The organism is Sphingosinicella sp. CPCC 101087 (assembly GCF_004151485.1).
GTDB lineage: Bacteria > Pseudomonadota > Alphaproteobacteria > Sphingomonadales > Sphingomonadaceae > Allosphingosinicella.
Genome location: NZ_SBFF01000006.1, coordinates 192,460 through 212,492 on the forward strand (window position 1 = coordinate 192,460; position 20,033 = coordinate 212,492).

Below are 20,033 nucleotides of genomic sequence, written 5' to 3' on the forward strand. Positions count from 1 at the left end.
TATGCCGCTGATGTCCCTCGGCATGTTCATCTTCGCGCTCGACAGCGTGCCCTACGAGCAGCTCGCCCGCCGGCAGAGCTGGCGCCACGGCAAGACCGAGCGAGTCGGCGCCTTCCCGGCCTCGCAATTCCTGGGCCCGGCCGAGGACATGATCAGCCTGTCCGGCCTCCTCGTCCCGCCGATCGCCGGCGACTTCGGCAGCATGCGCGTCCTCGAGGAGCTCGCCAGCCAGGGCGAGGCCCATCCCCTGGTCGACTCCGAGGGCGTCGTGTGGGGCCACTACGACATCGAGTCGATCGACCGGAAGCAATCGGTGCTGATGGACAATGGCGTACCGAGAAAGACCGACTTCACCATCGAGCTGAGGAGGGTGCGATGAACCGTTTTCGCGGAGTCGATCAGGACGCGCTGCGCGCGCCGATCGACGTGCCGATGTGCACCAGGTCCTGCCCGTGCATATGCTGCCGCCTCGATCGCGGCGAACTCGTCGTGAAGCCTCGGACCTGCGGCAAGACAACCGAGTTCCTCGGCCGTGCCCGAAGCTAATATCCCCGGCTTCCGCGTCACCCTCGACGGCCGCGATCTCACTGAGGCGATCGCGCCGCGGCTGATCTCGCTGTCCGTCAGCGAGAAGCGCGGCGGCGAGGCCGACCAGCTTGACCTCACGATTCACGATCATGATGGCGCCATGGCGATTCCGCGCGAAGGCGCTCGCCTGCAGGTCTCGCTCGGCTGGACGTCGGCCACCTCCGATTCCGGACTGCCGGTCGGCCTGGTCGACAAGGGCAGTTTCAAGGTCGACGAGGCCGATTGGGGCGGACCGCCGGACCTGATCACGATTCGCGCCCGCTCGGCCGACCTCACCGCCGGCTATCGACAGCGCCGCGAGCGCCGCCACCGCGACACGACGATCGGCGCGATCGTCCAGCAGGTCGCCGGCGCCAATGGCCTGCAGCCGCACGTCGCGCCCGATCTCGCGTCGATCGCCGTGCCGGTCCTGTCCCAGGACCAGGTCAGCGACATGGCGCTGATCCGTCGCCTCGGCCGACGCCATGACGCGGTCGCCCAGATCCGGGACGGCCGGCTCATCTTCATGCCGATCGGCGCCGGCGTCACGCCCGGCGGCCGCGAGATCCCCGCCGCCGCTCTCACGAAGCGCGATGGCGACAAATACAGCTTCCGGCGCGTCGAACGCGGGAAGTACAACAAGGTCGAGGCCCGTTGGCACAGTCAGGCCGGCGCGAAGCGTGAGACAGTCAGCGCCGAAGTCGGCGGTCCCGCCGGCGGCAGCGGCGGCCGCGACCGCGGAACGCGTCGGATCCGCCGCGTCTACGCCACCGAAGCCGAGGCGCGAGAGGCGGCCCGGGCCGAGGCCCGCCGCATCATCCGCGCCGCGGCCGAATTCGAGATCACGCTCGCCTATGGCAGGCCCGATCTCTATCCCGAACGGCCCATGACCCTCGCCGGGTTCAAGCCGGAGATCGACACGAAGTCCTGGCTCATCGCCGAAGTGACCCACTCGCTCGACAGCGCCTCCGGCCTAAGGACGCGTCTGAAGCTCGAGACGCGTTCCTAGAGCTCGTCCCCTTTGAACGGCTCGGATCGAAGGCGGCGCTGCCGGCTTTCGGGGGCGTCCATCTGCTCGGCCAGGTCGATATCTTCCAGGAACTCCACGTCGTCCAGATCCTCCCGGAACTGGTCGCGCGTCGCGCGAGCCCGAGCGAGGTCGTTGGTCTCGAGCAAGTGCACGTCGCCTTCCGAATCCACGCCGCTGACCTGAAAGCGTCGCCATCTTCCCGGCATCTCGTCGCTCCTCCTGGAAAGCCGATAACGCGGTCGCGGCCGCATCGTTGCCGCCGCTTTCGCTGGAAGCGCGGACCTGCGTTCCTTATATGTTCCGCATGTCCGAGTCGCTTATCCCGGTTGAAACCGACGAACTGTGCATGGCCCTTCGCCTCTGGATCCGCGGTTCCCCTCGGTGGATCTGGCAGCGCGATGCCGAATATGAGCGCGCCAGGGCGGAGAAGCGCCACGATCCCGAGAAGGCGCCCGACCCGCAACGCGACCTTGCCGCCTACCTGGCGGATCGGTTCGCCAGCCTCGGCTGGACGGTGGCGCGCCCCGAGCCGGGCAACATCTTTGCGGACCGGATCGGCGACGATCGGCAAGTGCCGTAAGATGAGCGAGCTTCCCTCGGCCAACCCGCTGCGGGACCTGTTCGATGCGGCGGCCCGGCAGCGGCGGGTCCGGATCACCTGCCCCAGGTGCGGACATGCCGCCATATTCGAATCCGCCGCGCTCTGGTGGTACTTCCACCGGCGGGCATGGCGGCACAATCTCGCGTCGGCGGCTCGCCGCTTCGTCTGCGTTCCGTGCTGGAGCGATCGCGACGAGCTCGTGCGCGCGACGGAGATCGAGCTGGTCGACCAGGAACCGACCGAGACGGGATTGCCCATGCCGACCGATCTGGACTGGAAGCGCGAGCTGCGCCGCCGGCGTTGACTCCGGCGGCCCGGCCGCCCGACATAGCGCCCATGTGCAACCTCTACACGCAGAAGAAATCGCCGGACGTGATCGCCGACCTGTTCAGGGCGCAGATCCCGGCCAACTTCAACGCCGGCCCGGGCGAGGTCTACCCGGGCGGCCGCGGCATCGTCGTACGCGAGGACGGCGGCGAGCGCATTGTCGAGGCCATGACCTGGGGCTTTCCGATGCGGCTCAAGTTCATGAAGCCCGATTCGAAGCCGAAGCCGGTCAACAACATCGCGGACGTCGGCAAATATCCGTGGAAATTCATCGCCGGAAAGCCCGAGCATCGCTGCCTCATTCCGCTGACCGGCTTCTGCGAGGCCGAGGGCGAGAAGGGCTCGAAGACGCGCACCTGGTTCAGTCTCAAGGAGACGGAAGTCTTCGCCTGGGCCGGCATGTGGGACCAGTCGAATGAATGGGGAGCCGTTTATTCGGGCCTGATGACGAACTGCAATGAGTTCGTCCGCCCGGTCCACAACCGCATGCCGGTCCTTCTCCACGAGGAAGATTACGATCGCTGGCTGCGCGGCTCGCTCGAGGACGTGCGTGCCTTCCAGGAGCGCTGCTTCCCCGACGAGCTGATGCAGCTCGAGCGCACGGCCGAGCCATGGTCCAGGCGACGCGCCACTGATGCGGCGCCAGAAGCGGCCATGTGATGGCGATGCCCGACGAAATTGCCGAACGCATCATCGGCGGTATGAATCCGGTGAAGGCGTGGCGATTGCACAGCGGGTTCACCCTGCGCGAGCTGGCCAGCCGCGCTGGGATCCCGCCTGCCAGGCTGGAGCGGTGCGAAGGCCGCAGCCGGCTGCTCGAGGAGGAAGCGCAAGCCATAGCCGACGCGCTCGGAATTGGTCGCAGCTACGTACAGCGTTATCGAGGCGAGTTTCGCGGATGCGTTGCGGCGCTCGAGGACGTCGACGTCGATGAACTAGAACGGTGAGGATCGCCGCGATCGCCGCCGTTGCCGCGGCGGGACTGGCGACCGCCGCATGCGGAGCAATTGCGGCGCAGGATGACCCGGATCCCTCACCGGCCACCTTCGTTTGCGATGTCCTGCGCGTCCACGACGGCGACGGCCCGATCCATTGCCGCAACGGTTCGCGGATCCGCCTGTCCGGCATAGCGGCGCGCGAACTCGACGGCCGATGCCTTGACGGACACCCATGTCCTGTAGCGTCGGCCGAGGCGGCGAAGGCGGAGTTGGACCGACTGGCGGTGGGACGACGGCTCACCTGCCATCAGGTCGGCACGAGCTATCGCCGCGTCGTCGCCTGGTGCGAGACGCCGACGGGCGAGGATCTCAGCTGCGCGATGGTCCGGAGCGGAACGGTGCTGCGATGGGCCCGACATGATCCGAACCATCGCCTCGTTGGATGCTCGCCAACATAGGTATTGCTCCTCCGCAGATCCTGGCCGATTAGGCCACGCTTGGTTTTGTCGATGCCATTGCGCAACTCATTCGCCGCTTTCGTCGCGGGAGTTGGCTGTCCTTTGATGGCGATCACCCGTTGCGTTGGACCCGTTCCAATGCCGCAAGGTGATACGGATCGACAAGGTGGTCGATCGGCTCGAGCACGAATCCAGGTTGAGCTCGATTTAGCCCTCGTTCCGGGCTTGTTTCAGGGTGGTCATCATGCGAGTCTTCGACATGGGGCCTGACATGCCGCGCCAGCACAGGAATACGAAGCGCGAAAGTGGCCGGGCCTGGCTCTCTGGCCTAGCGATTACCGTTACCACCCTCGTGGCGTTATTTGGCTTCTGGCACCTCGCTCCGGGAGCGACATTCATCATCGCGTGCTTGGCGCTCGTCGGCTTGGTGATAGCTTTCTGGGTGGCGGGTGGATCCGATTAGTCGAACTTCGGATCGATCACTCGCATCACCGATCGGCCTCCCCGCATCAGTCGCCAGCGCCCATCTTCCAGGACTTCTCTAGTTTCAATTCGGATGGTCATTCGGATGCCTTCGCGCATCTGCTCCGGAAAACCCTTAGTTTGAATCGCGTGCAAAACGCGGGCGTCGCGCATCACCGCGTCGAACTCCGGTAGGCCATCGGGCTTGAACGTCCACGATCGCGGCGTGTGTACGAGGGCCGGTTTCACGAGCACGACCTCCAGCACCGTTTGAGTAACCCGTGCGGGCGTATCTTCCTCGACGGTGAAAAGCCCGTCATCATACGGGAACGATTTCCTGTCCAAGAAGACAATCGGCTCATCTTTCGGCTTCTCTTTGATGCCTACGCCCACCACAGCGGGCTCACGTTCAACGGTCCTGTAAAATTTGCTACGTGCGGTCACAACGGCGGGGTGATGGCGGGTCTGCTCTTCGATCCGCCTCAGCATTTCGCGATCTTCCTCGGTAAACGTGTCGCCGAAATATACGTCGTAAGTCGGATAAGCGGTCGTTATCGTGAAAAGGGCGAGAGCAAGGAGTAGCTTTCGAGAGCGAGGCTGGCGGTCATACCCGCGAGCAATCCGCTCCAAGTGCGGATCGACATTCCTCTCGAACCAATCGACCAGAGTATTGAAGATTGCGCTGCTCTGATCGACGTCGACCAGCTCCACCTTCACGTCGCTCTCCGGATCGATCGCCTGCGCAACGGCTCTAAGCGTCTCAACCCAAGCGATGGCGGCTGCTGAAATTATCTCTAGGTCCGCCGTCTCCTGTTCTTTCAGCTTAAAATAAAGGCTGAGTGAGTTATCTGCCATGAGCTTCCCCTGCTTCGGAGAAGCTAGGCCGTACTATCGAACTGAGATCGGCAAGCTCCACATCCAATACCTCGCAAGTCGAATTGCTAACCTGCCCGACCGCCATTCCCACGTTCATTCCGCCGAGCCCATTACGAGCGCGATATTGCATGGTCACGCGGTGACTTCCCTCGACGTTCGGCCCGATCCTGGTTTCCGCATGCTCGAACGACTCCGGATCGCGGAGGCTTGCCTTTACCGTGTCGACAAGTCCCGAATGGCTACCGTCCCAGGCGCTGAGGCAGTGGAAGCCTTTCCGACGATCCTCGGCCGCAGCGGCCTCACGTTGCACCTTCTGCTCGGCTGATTCGCCGCCGGTGAAAGCGCACACTCCAATGACCAGCGCACCAATTACAGCACAACCCATGGCGCCAGCTTTGTTGGCCTGAGTCGTGCCGCGCCGAGCTTCTGCGAGATCGGCTTCCGAGAACTCATGCTGACAAAAGCGACAGACCTTTGCGTCTGACTTGATCACCTCGGCACAGCGCGGACACTTCTTCTCGCCCGGCTTCACCTGCCCCTCCCCCTCCGATCCCCTGCAGCGAACGTAGAATTATTCCACACTTGTTGTCGAGGGGCGGCCGCTAAGGCATCAGCGATGTTCTTCGACGCGATAATCCTGTTGGCCACCATGCATTGTGGGCCCAGGCTCGGAAGGTTCGGCAGATTTGCGCAAGGCTTTGACCACCGTCAGCGCCGCTTCGCGCATGTGCTTCGGCAATTGCTCCAGCTCGGTTACTAGGTCGCTGGTTTCGCGACTCAAACGTGGACCTTCGCTTCGTTGGCCCGTGAGCAAATAGAGAATATCTACACCCGCTTGGGCCAGCGCCGCTAAATACTCTGCATTGGGCTGGGTCTCGGACGTTTCGTAGCGGCTCTGGGTTTGCAACCCGACGCCGGCGATTTGGCCAAAATCCTTCTGATTCAATCCCGTACGCTGCCGCTCCGCCTTCAGGCGCGCGGAAAATTCTACAGGATTGAATAATCCCGGTTGACTCTTTCCCATAACTGCGGAAGGCTGACGCGACATTCCACAGTTTAGGCGAAGCCGTGATACCTGCCGAGTCAATCTTGGGCCCGATCCCTGCGCAGTCGATTCGTGAAGCTCGCGCCAAGCTGGTCCTGGATGGCAAGTCGGTTGAGGACTGGTCACGCGAGAACGGCTTCGCGGCCAAGCTGGTCTACGAGATTCTGTCGGGCAGGCGCAGAGCGATCCGCGGCAAGTCGCTGCAGATCGCCAAGAAGCTCGGCCTGCGGCCGGATACGGCTAATCCCGCCCCTTCTGATCCCGCTGCCCCGCAAGGTCTCCCTGTTGCACTGACCCCCGCTGGGCGCACCATAGCGGGCGGGCCGCCGAATCCGGATCGGAATCGGCGGCCCATTTCCCAACTCGGCGAGCCCGTCTCCTGATGGGCGGGCAAGGGGGAAAGTCGAGACGATCGACTCCGGCCTTCGGCGCGCTCGTTGCGCAATCCAAGGCGGAGACGGCCGAACTCATCGGCGCCGCAGGCGCGACGCTCGCAGCCTTCGGGGCCGAGCTCGAGTCCGGAACGCCACTGCGCGCCGCTCAATATGCGGCGCTGCGCCGCCTCGGCTCGGCGCTCGAGCGCTTCGAAGACCTCACCGATCCCGCCCAACGTACCGACGGGCCGGGATCCAGTCATCCGCCGGGTGGCGGTGAAACCCACCCAGGGAGCCGTCTCCAAACTCGCTCCCCCGAGCTTGCTCCACTCACTCGGAGCCGCCCGGCGGATGCCGGCCCGATCAGCTCGGCCAGGCTGATCGGGCTCGAGAAAGAGACCGCGCACGCAGTCAATGACCGCGGAGGGGGCCACTGGGCATGACCAAGCGCCGCGCCCCCCTCACCTTCCACCTCGCGCTCACCCAGATCGCCGCGCTGATTGGCTGGGACAACGCCGCCGCGATCGTCGGCAAGCGCGAAGGCACCGTGCGCAACTGGAGCGATCCGGACACCAGCGCCGCCATCACGCTCGACGACGCCCTCGCGCTGGACGTCGCCTATCAGGAAGCCGGCGGCGACGGCGCCCCCTTCTGGCAGTGCTACTCCACCCGGCTCGAGGCCGACACGGCGCGGGCGCTATTCTCGACCGACGCGATCCTGGAGGCAGGCGCGACGGCAGCAAAGGAATCGGGCGATGCGATCGCCGCCGTCATGCAGGCCGCCCGCCCGGGAGCCTGCGACGGAACGAAGGCGATCGCCATCCGCGAGCTCGAGGAATCGATCGCCGCCCAGACCAACACGCTCGCCAAGCTCCGCGCGGGGCGGAGCAGCGACGTGCGAGCGGATCCTGCCGGCGTTGCCGGTCGCGCCGGATCCGTCCCCGGGGAGGGGAAATGACGATGGCCACAGGCCCCCGCCTGTCGATTGACTGCCCGCATTGCGGGCAGAAAGCGCGAACCAGGAGCAGCCGCGCCGTAGGTCCGACCTACAAGCAGCTGAACATGCAATGCTCCAACCTCGAATGCGGCCACACCTTCGCGGCCGCGCTCGAGATCCTCTACACCATCGCGCCCAGCGCGCGGCCCAACCCGGAGATCAACCTCCGAATGGCGCCGCCCCGCAGCAAGGCGCTTCCCACGCCCGCCAACGACGACGGCGCCCCGGCGAAGTTCGCCGGCGGCTGCGGCCCGGAGGTGCCGCCGCTCGCTGCGAATGATGATGACGGCTGCGCCGAGGCCGTAGCCACCGGCGCCTGATCGAGCCTGCCCCGGCCTAGGCCGCGGGCCAGGCCGGAACCCGGCTTTCCCTCTTCCGAACCAATCACCACCCGTCGCCGTACCGGCGGGACGGCCTTTCTGTTGCCTGAAGAAAGGACCAAGCATGAACCGCCACCTGGCCACGCCCATACATCCGATCTGGTGCGAATGCCGCGCCTGCGCGCCGAACCGCTCTACCCTGGGGCAGGACATTAGGGAGTCGGTGATCGACACCGGTCTCGGCGCCGGCCTGGGCGCCATCGTCGCCGCTGCGATCCTGATCACGCATCACTGGCCGGCGATCGCCGCGGCCGCGGTGGCGCTCCATGGCTGAAGCCAACGTCGCCGCCGAGGAGCTGCGCGGCCTGATCGAGCGGATCGAGCGCCTCGAGGACGAGAAGCGCGGGATCTCCGACGACGTCCGCGACGTCTATGCCGAGGGCAAGGCCCGCGGCTACGACCCGAAGACGATGCGCGCGATCGTCCGCCTCCGGAAGATGGAGGCGAACGCCCGCCAGGAGGCCGAGGCCCTCCTCGAAACCTACAAAGCCGCGCTGGGGCTCAGCTGATGGCGGCGCAAAGCGACATTGATGGCTGCGCCTTCGTGATCGGTGCGCCCTCCGCCCTCTTCATCCTAGCGATGCTCATTCTTTGGCTGACGGGGAACCTGCGCTGATGCCGGGCCTCGTCCTAGAGCTCGGCGTCGGCCGCTATCAGGTCGGCGGGGATCCGGGCGAAAATCCGCCGCGGATCCACTTCTACGACTGCGATCATGACCGGCCGATCGGCAGCGACGTGCCGCCCGACGGTCGCCGCCGCGAACCCGTCCTGACCCTCGTCTTTCACAATCCGGAATCGGTCGAAGCGATGGCCCGCGCCCTCGCGAACACCTCGAGCTGGTTCCCGATCGACCTTCGGAAGGTGCTGTGATGGCCTGCGACTGCATCGCGACGATGGACCGCCTGCTCGCGAAGCATAACACAAAGCTGCAGGTGACGTTCGCCTTCGGCCGCGACGGATCCTCTGCGACCTATCCGTCGATCGGAACCGAGAAGATCGAGCGGCGGACCCGAAAAGGGCCGATGCTCGCGATCCCGACCTACTGCCCCTTCTGCGGCGTCCGCTACAGCCCCGCGCCGGCCGAGCCCGCGGGCGCCGACGCCGCCCCCATCGAAGCCGGGGCGCCGGCCGAAGCCGACGCCCCGTCCCCGAACTCCGAAGCGCCGTTGCCTGACGACGCTGGCGAGCAAGCCCGCCGCCGAAGCTCGCCTGCCCCAGCGCAGGCTGGGGATCGCGGCACCAACCCTACTGGCACCGGAGGCTGATATGCAGATCACCGTACCCCTGAACAAGCTGCTGCTTTCCCCGCGCAACGTGCGCAAGACGCCCGCGCCCGACCTCGACATCGAGAGCATGGCCGCCTCGATCCGCTCGAAGGGCCTGCTGCAGAACCTGGTCGTCTCCGAATCTCCGACCGGGAAGGGCTTCTACGAGGTGGACGCCGGCGGTTGCCGCCTGCGCGCCCTGCAACTGCTCGTCGAGCGCAAGGAGCTGCCGCGCAACTGGCCGGTCCCCTGCCTGGTCGTTCCCCGCGACGACGCGACCGAGGCCAGCCTCGCGGAGAACCTCCGGATCCCGATGAACCCGGCGGACGAGTTCCGCGCCTTCGCCACCATCATCGATTGCTATGAATCGGGCGGCATCGTCGACCGGTCTGAACGGATCGCCAACTGCGCCCGCCGCTTCGGCGTCACCGAGCGCCACGTCGAGCAGCGGCTTCGCCTGGCCGACCTCGCGCCCGAGATCCTCGACGCACTGCGCGAGAACCGGATCAGCCTCGACGCGGCCAAGGCCTACGCGAGCTATCCCGACCACAAGCTGCAGATGAAGGTCTTCGCCGCCGAGGAGAAGAAAGGCAGCTGGGGCCACTCCGCCAAGGCCATCCGCGATGCGATGAGGGGCAAGGTCTATTCGATCGACCACCCCGCCGTCATCTATGTCGGGCTCGACGCCTATCGCGCCGCCGGCGGCCGGATCGAGCGCGAGCTGTTCATGGGCACCGAGGACAAGGACGTGATCCTCGACCCGTCGATCGTCGACAAGCTTTGCGCGAAGCGCACCGCCGAGGACGCCCAGCACTTCGCCCAGGAGCAGGGCTTCCTGGACGGCGTCGTCAAGCCATGGAGCGGCCCGAGCTGGGCCGAACCGAAAGCCCCCGCCGGGTTCAAGCGCGCTTATGGACTGAATCCCGACAGCGTCCCCGAAGAGAAGCGAGCGGACACCGTGATGGCGTTCGCCATCGCCAGCGATGGATCGACGCTCGAGCCACTCGGCTATTGCTATGTGCGCGCCGAGCCCGAATCTCAGCCGGCGCGCTCAGGCTACACGCCCGAGACGCCCGAGCAGCGCGCCGCTCGCGAGCGCCGCGAGGCGATCGAGGAACGTGCCATCCGGCTCGCCGCGCCAAAGGTGGCCGGTACCCCGCTCGAGGGCCGCGCCTTCTGGCCATCGAACCACGGTAGCTGGATCGATCCGGTCGAGCAGGACGACGATGGCAACTTCGTCATCGCGTTGCTGATCAAGATCCCTGCGGCCGACGTCGAAGCCGCGATGGCCGAGGCCGAGCGCCTCTACGAGCAGGAACAGGCCGAGCTCGCCGAGGAAGAAGCCGCGCTCGTGGCGGAGGAGAACGCCGAGGAAGTTGAAGCCGCGACCGCCGAGCAGCTCGAGACCGAGGAAGCGACGTCGTGACCCACGGCCGCATTCTCACCGAGGCCCAGCTCGACGAAATGGCCGAGCTGCGCGAGCAGGGCTGGACCACCGCGCGGATCCAGCGCCACTTCGAACGCAAGGGAGTCTTGGTCAGCCGAGGCGCGATCGACTGGCAATGTCTTCGGCTCGGCGCCGATGTGCCCCCGGAGTGTCGGCGACCAAGCTCCCAGCGTGACCGGCCTTATCGCCGCAATGGACGGACAGTGCGCCCATTCTCTCCGGTCGAGGACGCCCAGCTCCTCAGCCTCGAGCGGCAGGGCGAACCGCTCAGCCGCATTGCCCGGACGATGGGCCGCGGCAACAACTCGATCCGCGGGCGCCTGATGATCTTGGCCCGGCGCGATGAACGGGCTGAAGCGGCGTCGTCGTGATCCGGCGCCGCCACCGCCGCCACGGCGCATTGCGCCCGCCCTGCTGCCTCACCGCCGGCTGCGGCCGGCGGCCGAGGCGCGATCGCTTGCTCTGCACCGACTGCTGGTACCGCATCGGCACGGCCATCCGCCTGGCCATCGAGGAAGCCCGCGAAGCGCGCCTTTTCGCCGACATGCGTCGCATGTCCCGCGCGGCCGCCCGCATCATCGACCGCGCCGATCGGCGCAGCCCGCCGGCTGCGTCATGAGCGAAACTGAACGCCTCGCCTTTCTCGCCCGCGTGCCCGCGGACTTGGCCGCCCTGGTCGTGCTCGAGGCGACTCAAGCGGCGATCCCGCTTCGTCAGCTTCGGAGCGAATGCCGACGGCAGGACCTGCTCCGGACCCGCCAACGGGTCGCGGTCCGCGGGCGCGACCACGGCTTCTCATGGTGGCAAATCGCGCGCGCGCTCAACCGGGACCATGCGACCGTCATGAACGCCTGGCGTCGCGGAGTGGCCGCCCGTGGCTGAGGTCCTCGCCATCGCCGGCTGGATTGCCGCTGCCGCCCTGGCGGAGGCGAGGCGCCGTGCGCTCGACCGCCTCGCCGTCGCCCGCGCTCGGATCGACGTGCTCGAGCACCTGGTCGAAGGATCCCGCTGGGAATGCCGCCCTAGTCGCTGGCCGGAGGTGGCCGATGGCTGAACGCACATTCGCCCACCTCGACGAGCACCGCGCCTATATCGGCGCCAGCGGCAGCGGGAAGAGCACCACCGCGCGCGTCGACGTCGAGCAGCTGCTCCGCGAGCGCCGGCACACCTGCGTCACCGACCATACCGGCGTCTGGTATGGCCTGCGATCCAATCGCGCCGGCACCGGCCCGGGCTTCGATATCCCTGTCTTCGGCGGCCGCCGCGGCGATCGCCAGCTGCGCTTCGGACCTGGCGACGGGGCAACGATCGGCAGGGTGATCGGCGACGGCGTCTCGGCCGTCATCGACCTTTCGGGCCTGCGGAGCGGCGCCGAGCAGCGCGCCTTTATGCGCGACTTCGTCGGCGCGCTACGCCGCAAGCCGGCCGGCCATTTCCAGCTGGTCGCCGACGAGGCCGACGAAGACGTGCCGGAGAAGACCCGGGACGAGGCCGGCTTCGAGCTGCAGGAGGACATGATCTGGATCGCCAAGCGCGGCCGGTCCGACGGCTTCGTCCTGTCGATGATCACCCAGCGCCCGGCCTCGATCGCGAAGGAGGCATTGAGCCAGGCCCAGGCCATCTTCGCCCACCAGCTCACCGCCCCGACCGACACAAAGGCCTTCGGCGCCTACATCCGCGCCCACGGCACCAAGGCCGAGCATGACGAGATCATGGCCCGCCTTCCCTCCCTGCAGGTCGGCGAGCGCTATCTCTACCGTCCCCGCGACCACGTCCTCGAGCTCGGCCGAACCCCGATGCCGCAAACCTTCGACAGCAGCCGCACGCCGGACCCGGGCGAAGCGAAACGCGAGCCGAAGATGCTCAGCGAGATCGACGTCTCGGCGATCGCCGCGGCCCTGCAAAAGCCGAAAGTTGAAACGGCAATCGCCGCTTACGAGGCCGGCGCCGAGGTTGGCCAGCTGCTCGTCGAGAAGGACGCGAGGATCCGCGCGCTTGAAGCCGAGCTCGCAAGCTTCAAAGCTTCGGCCGAGAGGTACAGCGCAATAGCGGCCAGCTATCATGGCTGCCTTGCAGACGTCGCGAGGCTGGTCGGCCAGGTCCTGCCCTCGAGCGACAACAATTCGAACCTGAGTTCCGTCGGCACCGAGGAGGAGATTCCCCCCTCCAGGCGCGGTTCGCCGGCGGAGGGGGAGGCGCGAGCGAACCCGAAACGCTCCAGTGGCGCCTCCCCCACCCCACCATCGGGCGACCAGGACAAGTCCCTGCAGCGCGGCCGCAAGGCGCTGCTCGCCCTCGCGCGCATCTATCCGGCCATGCTGACTGAGCCGCAATGGGCGACGCTCGCCGGCTACGCCAAGACCGGCGGCACCTGGGGCACCTACAAGAGCGCGCTGCGCTCGGCCGGCCTGGTCGAGGAGACCCGCGGCCTGTGGGGCGCGACCAAGGCCGGCCTGGCCGCCGCCGGCGTCGAGCCCGAGCCGCTCCCGGATCCCGGCCCTGACCTCGCACTATTCTGGAGCGCACGAATCCCCGGCGTCCGCCGCATGGTCGACGTCCTCGTCAAGCGCTGGCCCCACTTCGTCACCCGCGAAGGCCTCGCCGCCGATCTCGCCATGTCCGCCAAGGGCGGCACCTTCGGCACCTATCTCGGCCGCCTTCGCTCCAACGGCCTCCTCGAGGAACAGAAAACCCGCGTCCGCCTGGCGCCGTCGATCATGGGGAGCGGCCGATGACATGCCACCGCATCGCCGGCGCGATCGTCTGCACGCGCTCGAGGCGGCGGCGGCAGGCGCCGAAGCCCCTGCCCTGCCGCTGGCCCGGCTGCACGCGGCGCGCCACACATTCGAGCTGGGGCTGCAGGGCGCATTTCTTCAAGCTCACGCCCAGCCTTCGAGACGCCCTCTGGCGCGCCGATCGCGACGATCGCGCCGCCTACGGCCGCCTAGGCCGAGCCTGGGATGAAGCCGCCGGCCGCGCCGATCGGCATGTCGCCGAGATCCTCAATCGCCCACCCGCGCCGACCTGGCGCCAACCGGAGCTGCCCCTGTGAGCGACGAAAGCAAGAAGCCGAACCTCGCCGGCATCCAGGCGCTGCTGGGCGCCCAGCAGGCGGACGCCGAGAAATTCCGCCAGGCGATCGAGGAGCTGGTCCGGATGTGGCGCCTCTTCGCCGAGCTCGCGCCTGAGATCGCCAGCCACCGCCGGCTGATGTTCCAGGCCTACGTCGACGCCGGATTCTCCGAGGCCCAGGCGCTCGAGCTCTGCAAGGCGCCGATGTGAACGAGACGCCGTGCATCTCCGCGCGCGCGCCGCCCTGACCGTCACGGCGCCGGCTCCGGCGCCAACCTCTCGCCCAACAATCGAACCAACCTGTACCCAAGACGAGTAACGCCCATGTCCGACCGCCTCTTGCGCCGCCCCGAAGTCGAACGGGAGCTCGGCCTCAAGCGCAGCGCCATCTACGAAATGATGCAGCTGCCGCCCGAAGATCCCAGGCACTTGCCGCGGCCGAAGCGAATCGGCCGCCGCGCCGTAGCCTGGCCGGCCTCCTGGATCGAAGCCTGGAAGGACCGCCAGCCCACCGCCGAGCGCCACGCATAGCCGCACGCCGGGGGCATTCCTGGGGGCACCACCCCGAATCACACCAACATCGCTGTCAACAGAATCAAGGGGGTTAGCATGCTCAGTTCGACAGAGGCTCGGGCCTCCACATCTTCTGAATCAACGACACCAAAGCTCTCGGCTCAGGTTTCGGCGATCAGCTCCGGCGGACGCGAGGCCGGCGCGGCGGCATCGGATCCGGTCCGCATCAGCCGGTCGACCAGCGCCCCCGCCCCGAACCACAGCAGGAGCGCGCCGACCGCGCCGACGACCCCGTCGATCGCATAATGCCAATTGAGGTAGACTGACCCGATCCAGATCATCAGGGCGAAGGCCGACATGGCGAGGCCGCACAGGCGACCGATCCGAAAGCTTGCCAGCGCAAACAGGACGGCCAGCGCATTGTGCACAGAAGGGATTGCCGAGATCCCGCCCCCAACGACGAGAGCGGGTCGGTCGAGATTGGCGATCAGATATTGCTGATTGTGGAGCGAGGTGAGCAGCCCACCCCCGCTCGTTGCTGCTAGCCGGTCGGCAACCGCCGTGAATGGCCCGGCCTGACCCGGATCTACCAAGGCGGCGTAGAAAGCCGGCCCGGCCGCCGGGACCAGGAAAGCGAGCACGGCACCCAGAATGATCCACACGCCGACATAAGCGATCATATATTGCGCCCGGGTGCGCGTCCCCGCGCACAGTCCGACCATCGCCACACCCAGCGTCGTCGGGAGGAACCAGCCATGGTAGAGGGCGTCGAGCAGCGCCGTCGCGACAGGCGACCCGATCGTGTCGTGGAGCCAGAGCCCGGGGTCGGTCCCGAAAAAGGCGCGGTCGATCGCCGCAAGCTCGGGGTCGTAGAGAAAGCCGGCATCGGGAAGAATGCGCTGCTTGAACGCGTTGAAGCTCGGCATCAGCAACAAGAAGACGCCGGCCGGCCAGGCGAGGCTCAGCAGACGGTCCTCTCGCCACTTGTTCAGAATGGCGGCACGCGCGGCGTCCATCGGACTCGCCTTCCAGCGGCTGGCCCGTCCCGCTTTCCAGACCGCGCCGGCGGCAAGCAGCAGGCACGCAGTACCGACGATGAGTAGGGTGACGCCGACATAAGCGGCGGCGAGTTCGGCAAACGCGATGGTAGAGACGTCCTCGTCCAGAAGGACGACAAGGGCGAAGGCGGCGACCATGGCGAAGGCCAAGGCGGCGAAGGTCGCCTCCGTACGGACGAGCCTGCTCGAAGCGGAAGTCCAAGGCGATCGCATGCCTCCGGTTAGGCGAAGCATGGTAAAATGAGCGTAAAGGCGCCCCTCAGCTAATGGGCGACGCTCCACTGCCGCTGCCCGCGGCAGCCGGGACATCGGCGACATGGATTACTGCCCAACGATCGGCATGAATGCGGCGCCAGCCGGGCTCGCGGTCGAGCCTTGCGGCAAGGCGGCTGTCCGGCGGGAGGATCGTCCAGCCGATCCCCCACTGTTGCAGTGCACGTTCGAACGCCTGGCGGTCTCCGCTGATGATACGTTGATGCTCGAACATGTGGGCGTCGCCGTAAAGGTCCGCCCGCCCGTCGATGAACGGGCGAATCCCGTCCAGGATGAGAGGTCCACCAAAACCGTAGCCGTTGAGCACCGGAACATTGCGCAAGGCGGCGGGGATATGCGCGATGGCCGTACGCGGATTGGACCCGCTGTCGCCCGGCGAAAGGTCGATCGGAAGGCGCACCGCCCACACGAGGAGGACCGAGCCGGCAATCACGAGTGCGACGGACCGGGGAAGCGGCCTCCCATTCCCACCTGCCGTCTTCGCGCCGAACGATTGGGCAAGCGGCTCGATCAACAGCAGCGAGCCGATGATCCCCAGCAGCGCCTGGTGACGCACATGCGCGAAGGCCATGAGGAGCAGAAGACCGAGGAACAGCAGCCGGACCGGCGGAATCCGCAGTCGCCGATAGAGAGCGAACGCAGCCATGCCCGCCAGGACCAAGGCGAAGCCGACGCTTTCGGTGAGGTCGGTGGCCCGCCACTCCATGATGAGCGGCAGCGATTCCATCCGGCTCACCGCGAGCGGAAAGCGAAGTCCGTCGATGCCGTGCGGAGTGGCAATCGCAGCGACCAGGGAAAGGATGAAGAAGGCGCCCCAGCCTATGATCGTCGGCATCCGCGCCCGGTCCGCGACAAGCGCTTCGAGGGCGAAAGGCAGGATCATGAGGAGGCCGAACAGGAAGCTGCCGTGCAGGTTCGCCCAGAGCAGCATCAGAAGCGCCGCGGACAGTGGCGGACTACGGCCGGCCTCGCGGGCGCGCAACATCAGGATCGCCCACAAAGCGAGAAGCGGCCAGGCGAGAACGTGCGGCCGGGCGACGATGAACGGCGCGAGGACGATGAAGAGCGCGAGGATGAGAGCCGCCGACGCGGACGACGGCAGCGCCAGGCGACGCGCCTGGAGCGCCACGATCCAGAGCGTCGCCGCGGCCGAGGTTGCGAACAGGAGCGACAGGCCACCCCATGACCCCAGCCGGAACGCCCCCGCCATCAGGAGTTCCGCAAGCCATTCGTGCGCCGTCCAAGGTTGACCGGCATGGGTGAAGGAGAAGGGATCGACACGAGGAATCGATCCCGCCTCGATCATCCACCGCCCGGCGGCCAGATGCCAGCTCGTGTCGCCGTCGTTAAACAACGCCGGCGCGAAGGAGAGATAGACCAGCACGGCAATGCAGATGGCGCACGGCAGGATCAGGTCGGCCCCGGCACGTTCCATAAGCTTCAGATCCATTGACTGCCCCGATTGCTGCGCCAGTGTCGAGCCGTGGATGGTCTGGCGGCGGTCCGGCAAACGCCTTTTTCGCGCTAAGAGGGTAATCGATGGTTAACGCCACGCTCGGCAGTTCGTCTTTCGAACTTGTTAACCAACGGGAATTACCTCGTCACCGTCACGCAGGCGCTTTCGGACGCGAGGGTCCAGGACAGAATGAAGCTTGTCATTCAAATTCCCTGCTTTAACGAGCTAGGTAGCCTCCCTGAAACCTTACGGGCTCTTCCGCGGCGCATCACCGGTATCGACGAGATCGAATATCTCATCGTCGACGACGGCAGCTCCGACGGCACGGGCGACGCCGCGGCTGGGGCTGGAGTCCACCATATCGTTCGGCACCGGACGAACCGCGGTCTGGCGGCAGCCTTCCAGAGCGGGATCGACGCGGCCCTAGCGGCGGGTGCTGACATCATCGTCAACACTGACGCCGACAACCAATATGATTCCCGCGACATCGAAGCGCTGATCGCGCCAATCCTAGAAGGCCGCGCCGACATCGTCGTCGGCGACCGACAGGTCCGCGACAATGTGCATTTCGGGCGAGGAAAGCGCCTGCTCCAAGCCATGGGCAGCGCCGTCGTCCAGCGCTTCTCGGGAGTCCGCGTGCCGGACGCGGTCAGCGGCTTTCGCGCCATGACCCGAGCCGCCGCGCAGCGCATCTACATCGTTTCGAGTTTCTCCTACACGACGGAGATGCTCATCCAGGCCGGGCGAAAGCGCATGGCGATCGCCTCGGTGCCGGTCCGCACGAATCCGGCGGTGCGGCCCTCGCGGCTTTTCTCGAGCATTCCGCAGTTCATCATCAACACCGGCATCACGCTCGCCCGTGCTTACGCCATGTACAATCCGTTGCGCGTGTTCGTGACTGCCGGCGCGGTGGCGGCGGTGGCCGGGCTGATTCCGATCGTCAGGTTCCTCTATTTCTACGCGACTGGCGACGGCGGGGGGCACGTTCAGTCGCTGGTGCTCGGTGGCGTGCTCATCATCCTCGGCGTGTTTTCGACGATGTTCGGGATCGTCGCGGATCTGGTTGGGCGCAACCGGCAATTGCTCGAGACGGTCCTGGAACGGGTGCGGCGGATCGAGGCCGCAGCCTCGCCTCAGGTGCCCGAAGCGCCGCGGCTCAGCCCCAAGCGCGCGGCCTGACAGCGTGACCTCCATCCAAGCCAATGCCGATCAGCTGTTCGAGTGGATCGCCAGGCGACGTGACCGGCTGCGCAAATGGGGCTTGGCGCTCGCCTTCCTCGTCTTCGCAAGCGGCCTTGCGTGGTCGCTCCAGAGCATTCCCGATCTCGGTGCCCGCGTTAGGCTCGCGCCACTGCTGCTTTTGCTCGTGATCGGCGCGCCGATCGGGACCCTGCTGAATTCAGTGGAGATGTATGCGATCAGCCGCATTGCCGGCGGGCCGATGACTTGGCGGACGTCGTTCGAGCTCACCGTATATACGAGCGCCGCGAACATGCTGCCGATGCCGGGCGGCGCGCTCGCCAAGCTTGCGGCGATGAAGGTTCACGGCGTCGGCTACGGCCGCGGCTCGGCAATGATCCTCCTGTCGTCGGCGGTATGGGGCGGACTGGCCTTCCTCTATTCGGGCGGAGCCCTGTTCTGGCTCGGCCAAGAACGCATCGCTTCAGTCTTCGCTACGCTGGGGCTCGCGCTGCTCGCGCTCGGCGGCTTCGGCTTCGCGCACTTTGCCAAGCCGCGGCTCGTAGCGGTCGTCGCCCTGATGCGAATCATCTCCTTTCCGCTAGAGGCGTTCCGCTACATGCTCGCCCTGACCGCAGTCGGCGCCTCGGTCGGCTTCCTCCAGGCGTCGATCTTCGTGATCGCGTCGTTCATCTCCTCGGCGGTCGTCTTCGCCCCCTCCGGCCTCGGTGTCGGCGAATCGGCCGCGGCCCTGCTTTCGAGCCTGATCGGCATCGGCGCCGCGCTTGGTTTCATCGCGGCCACACTAGGCCGCGTGGTCCGGCTCTTTGGCCTTTCACTCATCGTCGGCGCACTGCTGCTCATCAACGGCAGGAAGGGCGCCCGCGGGCATCCGCTGGCCGCTGGAGCCTGATCATCGAAGGTGGAAACGCTCTGCGCTTTGGCCGAAAGCGTGAGTCGGGCCAATTTGTCAATGGTTTGTGAGATCACCTAGTCCGGATCACAGTATAGGCGCTCCAGAAGCTGGCGACACACCTCGCGGTCGAAAGCCGGATCGCGGCGGAACGTGATCGTACGATCGAACTCCTTAACGCCGGTGGCGAAGGCGAGCGCACGGCCATAGTCGCCGGTGCGGGCGTCATAATCGTCGAGCATGAACAGGCAGTCGGCGCCCACCGGCAGGCTGAGGAAGGATTCCAGGATGCTCGCGGCCCGAAATCGTCCGTCGATGAAGACAAAGTCGGGCACTAGCTGGAGGTCGCCGAGTTCGGTCCATGGCGCCGCCGGATAGCGCCGCCAGCGCTCGACGCGGGCTTTGACGTTCCAGGTAACGAGGGGACGACCCCACGGTGCCGTCCATCCGATGTCGACATATATGGGGTGGAACGCGCCGCGTTGGGGGATCGCCGCCACCCTAGCCTCGACCGACTCAAGATAGCGCCTATTGGTTTCGACCGACAGGACATGCGAAACCGACTGCACCGCCTCGACTGTGGAGCCGCCGGCGCCATATTCGAGATAGACCCGCGAGCGGCCGATCGCGTCGCGCCACCGCGCAAGCGCGACCGGATTTAGATGAGGAGAGGAGTCGATCGCGGGCTTGCCGAAGCAGCCCAGGCGGTCAGCCGCGGCCCAAGCGAAGCGCCAGGGAAAGCGCACCACGTCGAGCGGCTTCCTGTATCGCGCCCGCCAGTTCAATGCTGCCCCCATACCAC

The 20,033-nt window shown here is 66.6% G+C and carries 34 protein-coding genes; 27 read left to right on the plus strand and 7 right to left on the minus strand.

Annotation, left to right across the window (positions count from 1 at the left end):
* The first annotated feature begins 1 nt into the window (after position 1).
* The 3 genes from EKM57_RS11175 to EKM57_RS11180 are packed head-to-tail and all read left to right on the plus strand — an operon-like array spanning position 2 to position 1,576.
* A complete protein-coding gene (locus EKM57_RS11175) occupies positions 2 to 379 on the plus strand; it encodes a phage tail protein (RefSeq protein WP_129792582.1) in 378 nt (125 codons plus the stop codon).
* Positions 376 to 546, plus strand: a complete 171-nt coding sequence (locus EKM57_RS21865; protein ID WP_165357352.1) for a hypothetical protein — start codon at positions 376 to 378, stop codon at positions 544 to 546. The genes EKM57_RS11175 and EKM57_RS21865 overlap by 4 nt, the downstream gene beginning before the upstream one ends.
* Positions 533 to 1,576, plus strand: coding sequence for a contractile injection system protein, VgrG/Pvc8 family (locus tag EKM57_RS11180; RefSeq protein ID WP_129792583.1), 1,044 nt, complete (start codon positions 533 to 535; stop codon positions 1,574 to 1,576). The genes EKM57_RS21865 and EKM57_RS11180 overlap by 14 nt, the downstream gene beginning before the upstream one ends.
* On the opposite strand, the gene EKM57_RS11185 is transcribed toward EKM57_RS11180, so the two are convergent.
* Positions 1,573 to 1,803, minus strand: coding sequence for a hypothetical protein (locus tag EKM57_RS11185; RefSeq protein WP_129792584.1), 231 nt, complete (start codon positions 1,801 to 1,803; stop codon positions 1,573 to 1,575). The two genes, EKM57_RS11180 and EKM57_RS11185, sit on opposite strands and share 4 nt — an antisense overlap.
* Positions 1,804 to 1,901: 98 nt before the next feature.
* Between EKM57_RS11185 and EKM57_RS11190 the strand changes: the two genes are divergently transcribed.
* The 5 genes from EKM57_RS11190 to EKM57_RS11210 are packed head-to-tail and all read left to right on the plus strand — an operon-like array spanning position 1,902 to position 3,921.
* Complete coding sequence (locus EKM57_RS11190) at positions 1,902 to 2,177, plus strand: hypothetical protein (RefSeq protein ID WP_129792585.1); 276 nt, start codon at positions 1,902 to 1,904, stop codon at positions 2,175 to 2,177.
* Between the two features lies 1 nt (position 2,178).
* Positions 2,179 to 2,502 carry a hypothetical protein gene (locus EKM57_RS11195; RefSeq protein WP_129792586.1) on the plus strand — a complete coding sequence of 108 codons (324 nt, stop codon included), beginning with the start codon at positions 2,179 to 2,181 and terminating at the stop codon, positions 2,500 to 2,502.
* A gap of 32 nt (positions 2,503 to 2,534) precedes the next feature.
* A complete protein-coding gene (locus EKM57_RS11200; protein ID WP_129792587.1) occupies positions 2,535 to 3,185 on the plus strand; it encodes an SOS response-associated peptidase in 651 nt (216 codons plus the stop codon).
* 5 nt (positions 3,186 to 3,190) lie between these two features.
* Positions 3,191 to 3,472, plus strand: a complete 282-nt coding sequence (locus EKM57_RS11205; RefSeq protein ID WP_129792588.1) for a helix-turn-helix transcriptional regulator — start codon at positions 3,191 to 3,193, stop codon at positions 3,470 to 3,472.
* Complete coding sequence (locus EKM57_RS11210) at positions 3,469 to 3,921, plus strand: thermonuclease family protein (protein WP_129792589.1); 453 nt, start codon at positions 3,469 to 3,471, stop codon at positions 3,919 to 3,921. Before EKM57_RS11205 ends, EKM57_RS11210 begins: the two co-directional genes overlap by 4 nt.
* Before the next feature lie 459 nt (positions 3,922 to 4,380).
* On the opposite strand, the gene EKM57_RS11215 is transcribed toward EKM57_RS11210, so the two are convergent.
* The 3 genes from EKM57_RS11215 to EKM57_RS11225 all read right to left on the minus strand — a co-directional run bounded on the left by EKM57_RS11215 (position 4,381) and on the right by EKM57_RS11225 (position 6,307).
* Entirely contained in the window at positions 4,381 to 5,238 is an 858-nt protein-coding gene (locus EKM57_RS11215) for a hypothetical protein (protein ID WP_129792590.1), read from the minus strand.
* Positions 5,228 to 5,791, minus strand: coding sequence for a zinc ribbon domain-containing protein (locus EKM57_RS11220; RefSeq protein ID WP_129792591.1), 564 nt, complete (start codon positions 5,789 to 5,791; stop codon positions 5,228 to 5,230). The genes EKM57_RS11215 and EKM57_RS11220 overlap by 11 nt, the downstream gene beginning before the upstream one ends.
* Positions 5,792 to 5,869: 78 nt before the next feature.
* Positions 5,870 to 6,307, minus strand: coding sequence for a helix-turn-helix domain-containing protein (locus EKM57_RS11225; RefSeq protein WP_129792592.1), 438 nt, complete (start codon positions 6,305 to 6,307; stop codon positions 5,870 to 5,872).
* A 41-nt stretch (positions 6,308 to 6,348) separates the two neighbouring features.
* On the opposite strand from EKM57_RS11225, the gene EKM57_RS11230 reads away from it, so the two are divergent.
* The 17 genes from EKM57_RS11230 to EKM57_RS11305 all read left to right on the plus strand — a co-directional run bounded on the left by EKM57_RS11230 (position 6,349) and on the right by EKM57_RS11305 (position 14,370).
* A complete protein-coding gene (locus tag EKM57_RS11230) occupies positions 6,349 to 6,687 on the plus strand; it encodes a hypothetical protein (protein WP_165357358.1) in 339 nt (112 codons plus the stop codon).
* Positions 6,687 to 7,121: a hypothetical protein gene (locus EKM57_RS11235; protein WP_129792594.1), complete on the plus strand. Its 435-nt coding sequence runs from the start codon at positions 6,687 to 6,689 to the stop codon at positions 7,119 to 7,121. Before EKM57_RS11230 ends, EKM57_RS11235 begins: the two co-directional genes overlap by 1 nt.
* Positions 7,118 to 7,636, plus strand: a complete 519-nt coding sequence (locus EKM57_RS11240) for a hypothetical protein (RefSeq protein ID WP_129792595.1) — start codon at positions 7,118 to 7,120, stop codon at positions 7,634 to 7,636. Before EKM57_RS11235 ends, EKM57_RS11240 begins: the two co-directional genes overlap by 4 nt.
* Positions 7,633 to 7,995, plus strand: coding sequence for an ogr/Delta-like zinc finger family protein (locus tag EKM57_RS11245; protein WP_206185396.1), 363 nt, complete (start codon positions 7,633 to 7,635; stop codon positions 7,993 to 7,995). Before EKM57_RS11240 ends, EKM57_RS11245 begins: the two co-directional genes overlap by 4 nt.
* A 124-nt stretch (positions 7,996 to 8,119) precedes the next feature.
* Positions 8,120 to 8,329 (plus strand): hypothetical protein, encoded by a 210-nt coding sequence (locus EKM57_RS11250; RefSeq protein ID WP_129792596.1) that lies wholly within the window; start codon positions 8,120 to 8,122, stop codon positions 8,327 to 8,329.
* Positions 8,322 to 8,564, plus strand: coding sequence for a DUF2312 domain-containing protein (locus tag EKM57_RS11255; protein WP_129792597.1), 243 nt, complete (start codon positions 8,322 to 8,324; stop codon positions 8,562 to 8,564). The genes EKM57_RS11250 and EKM57_RS11255 overlap by 8 nt, the downstream gene beginning before the upstream one ends.
* Positions 8,565 to 8,670: 106 nt before the next feature.
* Complete coding sequence (locus EKM57_RS11260) at positions 8,671 to 8,925, plus strand: hypothetical protein (protein WP_129792598.1); 255 nt, start codon at positions 8,671 to 8,673, stop codon at positions 8,923 to 8,925.
* On the plus strand, positions 8,925 to 9,320 hold the full coding sequence (locus EKM57_RS11265; RefSeq protein ID WP_165357360.1) for a hypothetical protein: 396 nt from the start codon (positions 8,925 to 8,927) through the stop codon (positions 9,318 to 9,320). Before EKM57_RS11260 ends, EKM57_RS11265 begins: the two co-directional genes overlap by 1 nt.
* A 1-nt stretch (position 9,321) precedes the next feature.
* Positions 9,322 to 10,746 carry a ParB/RepB/Spo0J family partition protein gene (locus EKM57_RS11270; RefSeq protein ID WP_129792600.1) on the plus strand — a complete coding sequence of 475 codons (1,425 nt, stop codon included), beginning with the start codon at positions 9,322 to 9,324 and terminating at the stop codon, positions 10,744 to 10,746.
* On the plus strand, positions 10,743 to 11,138 hold the full coding sequence (locus EKM57_RS11275; protein ID WP_129792601.1) for a hypothetical protein: 396 nt from the start codon (positions 10,743 to 10,745) through the stop codon (positions 11,136 to 11,138). Before EKM57_RS11270 ends, EKM57_RS11275 begins: the two co-directional genes overlap by 4 nt.
* Positions 11,135 to 11,386: a hypothetical protein gene (locus EKM57_RS21870; protein WP_165357362.1), complete on the plus strand. Its 252-nt coding sequence runs from the start codon at positions 11,135 to 11,137 to the stop codon at positions 11,384 to 11,386. The genes EKM57_RS11275 and EKM57_RS21870 overlap by 4 nt, the downstream gene beginning before the upstream one ends.
* Positions 11,383 to 11,649 (plus strand): hypothetical protein, encoded by a 267-nt coding sequence (locus EKM57_RS21875; RefSeq protein WP_165357364.1) that lies wholly within the window; start codon positions 11,383 to 11,385, stop codon positions 11,647 to 11,649. Before EKM57_RS21870 ends, EKM57_RS21875 begins: the two co-directional genes overlap by 4 nt.
* The gene (locus EKM57_RS11285; protein ID WP_129792603.1) at positions 11,642 to 11,821 is read left to right on the plus strand and encodes a hypothetical protein; all 180 of its coding nucleotides are present in this window, start codon (positions 11,642 to 11,644) and stop codon (positions 11,819 to 11,821) included. Before EKM57_RS21875 ends, EKM57_RS11285 begins: the two co-directional genes overlap by 8 nt.
* Positions 11,814 to 13,502 carry an ATP-binding protein gene (locus EKM57_RS11290; protein ID WP_129792604.1) on the plus strand — a complete coding sequence of 563 codons (1,689 nt, stop codon included), beginning with the start codon at positions 11,814 to 11,816 and terminating at the stop codon, positions 13,500 to 13,502. Before EKM57_RS11285 ends, EKM57_RS11290 begins: the two co-directional genes overlap by 8 nt.
* On the plus strand, positions 13,499 to 13,819 hold the full coding sequence (locus tag EKM57_RS11295; RefSeq protein ID WP_129792605.1) for a hypothetical protein: 321 nt from the start codon (positions 13,499 to 13,501) through the stop codon (positions 13,817 to 13,819). Before EKM57_RS11290 ends, EKM57_RS11295 begins: the two co-directional genes overlap by 4 nt.
* Positions 13,816 to 14,049, plus strand: coding sequence for a hypothetical protein (locus EKM57_RS11300; RefSeq protein WP_129792606.1), 234 nt, complete (start codon positions 13,816 to 13,818; stop codon positions 14,047 to 14,049). Before EKM57_RS11295 ends, EKM57_RS11300 begins: the two co-directional genes overlap by 4 nt.
* Before the next feature lie 114 nt (positions 14,050 to 14,163).
* A complete protein-coding gene (locus EKM57_RS11305) occupies positions 14,164 to 14,370 on the plus strand; it encodes an AlpA family transcriptional regulator (protein ID WP_129792607.1) in 207 nt (68 codons plus the stop codon).
* A 143-nt stretch (positions 14,371 to 14,513) separates the two neighbouring features.
* Here the strand turns inward: EKM57_RS11305 and EKM57_RS11310 are convergent, their stop codons facing one another.
* On the minus strand, positions 14,514 to 15,623 hold the full coding sequence (locus tag EKM57_RS11310; RefSeq protein WP_165357366.1) for a phosphatase PAP2 family protein: 1,110 nt from the start codon (positions 15,621 to 15,623) through the stop codon (positions 14,514 to 14,516).
* Between the two features lie 46 nt (positions 15,624 to 15,669).
* Positions 15,670 to 17,133, minus strand: coding sequence for a hypothetical protein (locus tag EKM57_RS11315; RefSeq protein ID WP_129792609.1), 1,464 nt, complete (start codon positions 17,131 to 17,133; stop codon positions 15,670 to 15,672).
* A gap of 195 nt (positions 17,134 to 17,328) precedes the next feature.
* Between EKM57_RS11315 and EKM57_RS11320 the strand changes: the two genes are divergently transcribed.
* Both EKM57_RS11320 and EKM57_RS11325 read left to right on the plus strand, forming a co-directional pair.
* Positions 17,329 to 18,318 (plus strand): glycosyltransferase family 2 protein, encoded by a 990-nt coding sequence (locus EKM57_RS11320; RefSeq protein WP_129792610.1) that lies wholly within the window; start codon positions 17,329 to 17,331, stop codon positions 18,316 to 18,318.
* A 4-nt stretch (positions 18,319 to 18,322) separates the two neighbouring features.
* Positions 18,323 to 19,231, plus strand: a complete 909-nt coding sequence (locus EKM57_RS11325) for a lysylphosphatidylglycerol synthase domain-containing protein (RefSeq protein ID WP_129792611.1) — start codon at positions 18,323 to 18,325, stop codon at positions 19,229 to 19,231.
* A 77-nt stretch (positions 19,232 to 19,308) separates the two neighbouring features.
* Here EKM57_RS11325 and EKM57_RS11330 read toward each other — a convergent pair whose 3' ends face one another.
* Positions 19,309 to 20,028, minus strand: coding sequence for a hypothetical protein (locus EKM57_RS11330; RefSeq protein WP_129792612.1), 720 nt, complete (start codon positions 20,026 to 20,028; stop codon positions 19,309 to 19,311).
* Positions 20,029 to 20,033 lie beyond the last annotated feature (5 nt).

Coding starts and splice junctions, on each gene's coding strand:
- EKM57_RS11290 (WP_129792604.1), top strand. CDS start 11,814: ATGGCTGAACGCACATTCGCCCACCTCGACGAGCACCGCGCCTATATC.
- EKM57_RS11310 (WP_165357366.1), bottom strand. CDS start 15,623: ATGCGATCGCCTTGGACTTCCGCTTCGAGCAGGCTCGTCCGTACGGAG.
- EKM57_RS11215 (WP_129792590.1), bottom strand. CDS start 5,238: ATGGCAGATAACTCACTCAGCCTTTATTTTAAGCTGAAAGAACAGGAG.
- EKM57_RS11320 (WP_129792610.1), top strand. CDS start 17,329: ATGAAGCTTGTCATTCAAATTCCCTGCTTTAACGAGCTAGGTAGCCTC.
- EKM57_RS11265 (WP_165357360.1), top strand. CDS start 8,925: ATGGCCTGCGACTGCATCGCGACGATGGACCGCCTGCTCGCGAAGCAT.
- EKM57_RS11200 (WP_129792587.1), top strand. CDS start 2,535: ATGTGCAACCTCTACACGCAGAAGAAATCGCCGGACGTGATCGCCGAC.
- EKM57_RS11205 (WP_129792588.1), top strand. CDS start 3,191: ATGCCCGACGAAATTGCCGAACGCATCATCGGCGGTATGAATCCGGTG.
- EKM57_RS11195 (WP_129792586.1), top strand. CDS start 2,179: ATGAGCGAGCTTCCCTCGGCCAACCCGCTGCGGGACCTGTTCGATGCG.
- EKM57_RS11255 (WP_129792597.1), top strand. CDS start 8,322: ATGGCTGAAGCCAACGTCGCCGCCGAGGAGCTGCGCGGCCTGATCGAG.
- EKM57_RS11315 (WP_129792609.1), bottom strand. CDS start 17,133: ATGGATCTGAAGCTTATGGAACGTGCCGGGGCCGACCTGATCCTGCCG.
- EKM57_RS11245 (WP_206185396.1), top strand. CDS start 7,633: ATGACGATGGCCACAGGCCCCCGCCTGTCGATTGACTGCCCGCATTGC.
- EKM57_RS11270 (WP_129792600.1), top strand. CDS start 9,322: ATGCAGATCACCGTACCCCTGAACAAGCTGCTGCTTTCCCCGCGCAAC.
- EKM57_RS11190 (WP_129792585.1), top strand. CDS start 1,902: ATGTCCGAGTCGCTTATCCCGGTTGAAACCGACGAACTGTGCATGGCC.
- EKM57_RS11250 (WP_129792596.1), top strand. CDS start 8,120: ATGAACCGCCACCTGGCCACGCCCATACATCCGATCTGGTGCGAATGC.
- EKM57_RS11240 (WP_129792595.1), top strand. CDS start 7,118: ATGACCAAGCGCCGCGCCCCCCTCACCTTCCACCTCGCGCTCACCCAG.
- EKM57_RS11305 (WP_129792607.1), top strand. CDS start 14,164: ATGTCCGACCGCCTCTTGCGCCGCCCCGAAGTCGAACGGGAGCTCGGC.
- EKM57_RS11225 (WP_129792592.1), bottom strand. CDS start 6,307: ATGTCGCGTCAGCCTTCCGCAGTTATGGGAAAGAGTCAACCGGGATTA.
- EKM57_RS11235 (WP_129792594.1), top strand. CDS start 6,687: ATGGGCGGGCAAGGGGGAAAGTCGAGACGATCGACTCCGGCCTTCGGC.
- EKM57_RS11185 (WP_129792584.1), bottom strand. CDS start 1,803: ATGCCGGGAAGATGGCGACGCTTTCAGGTCAGCGGCGTGGATTCGGAA.
- EKM57_RS11175 (WP_129792582.1), top strand. CDS start 2: ATGCCGCTGATGTCCCTCGGCATGTTCATCTTCGCGCTCGACAGCGTG.
- EKM57_RS11330 (WP_129792612.1), bottom strand. CDS start 20,028: ATGGGGGCAGCATTGAACTGGCGGGCGCGATACAGGAAGCCGCTCGAC.
- EKM57_RS21865 (WP_165357352.1), top strand. CDS start 376: ATGAACCGTTTTCGCGGAGTCGATCAGGACGCGCTGCGCGCGCCGATC.
- EKM57_RS11295 (WP_129792605.1), top strand. CDS start 13,499: ATGACATGCCACCGCATCGCCGGCGCGATCGTCTGCACGCGCTCGAGG.
- EKM57_RS11260 (WP_129792598.1), top strand. CDS start 8,671: ATGCCGGGCCTCGTCCTAGAGCTCGGCGTCGGCCGCTATCAGGTCGGC.
- EKM57_RS21875 (WP_165357364.1), top strand. CDS start 11,383: ATGAGCGAAACTGAACGCCTCGCCTTTCTCGCCCGCGTGCCCGCGGAC.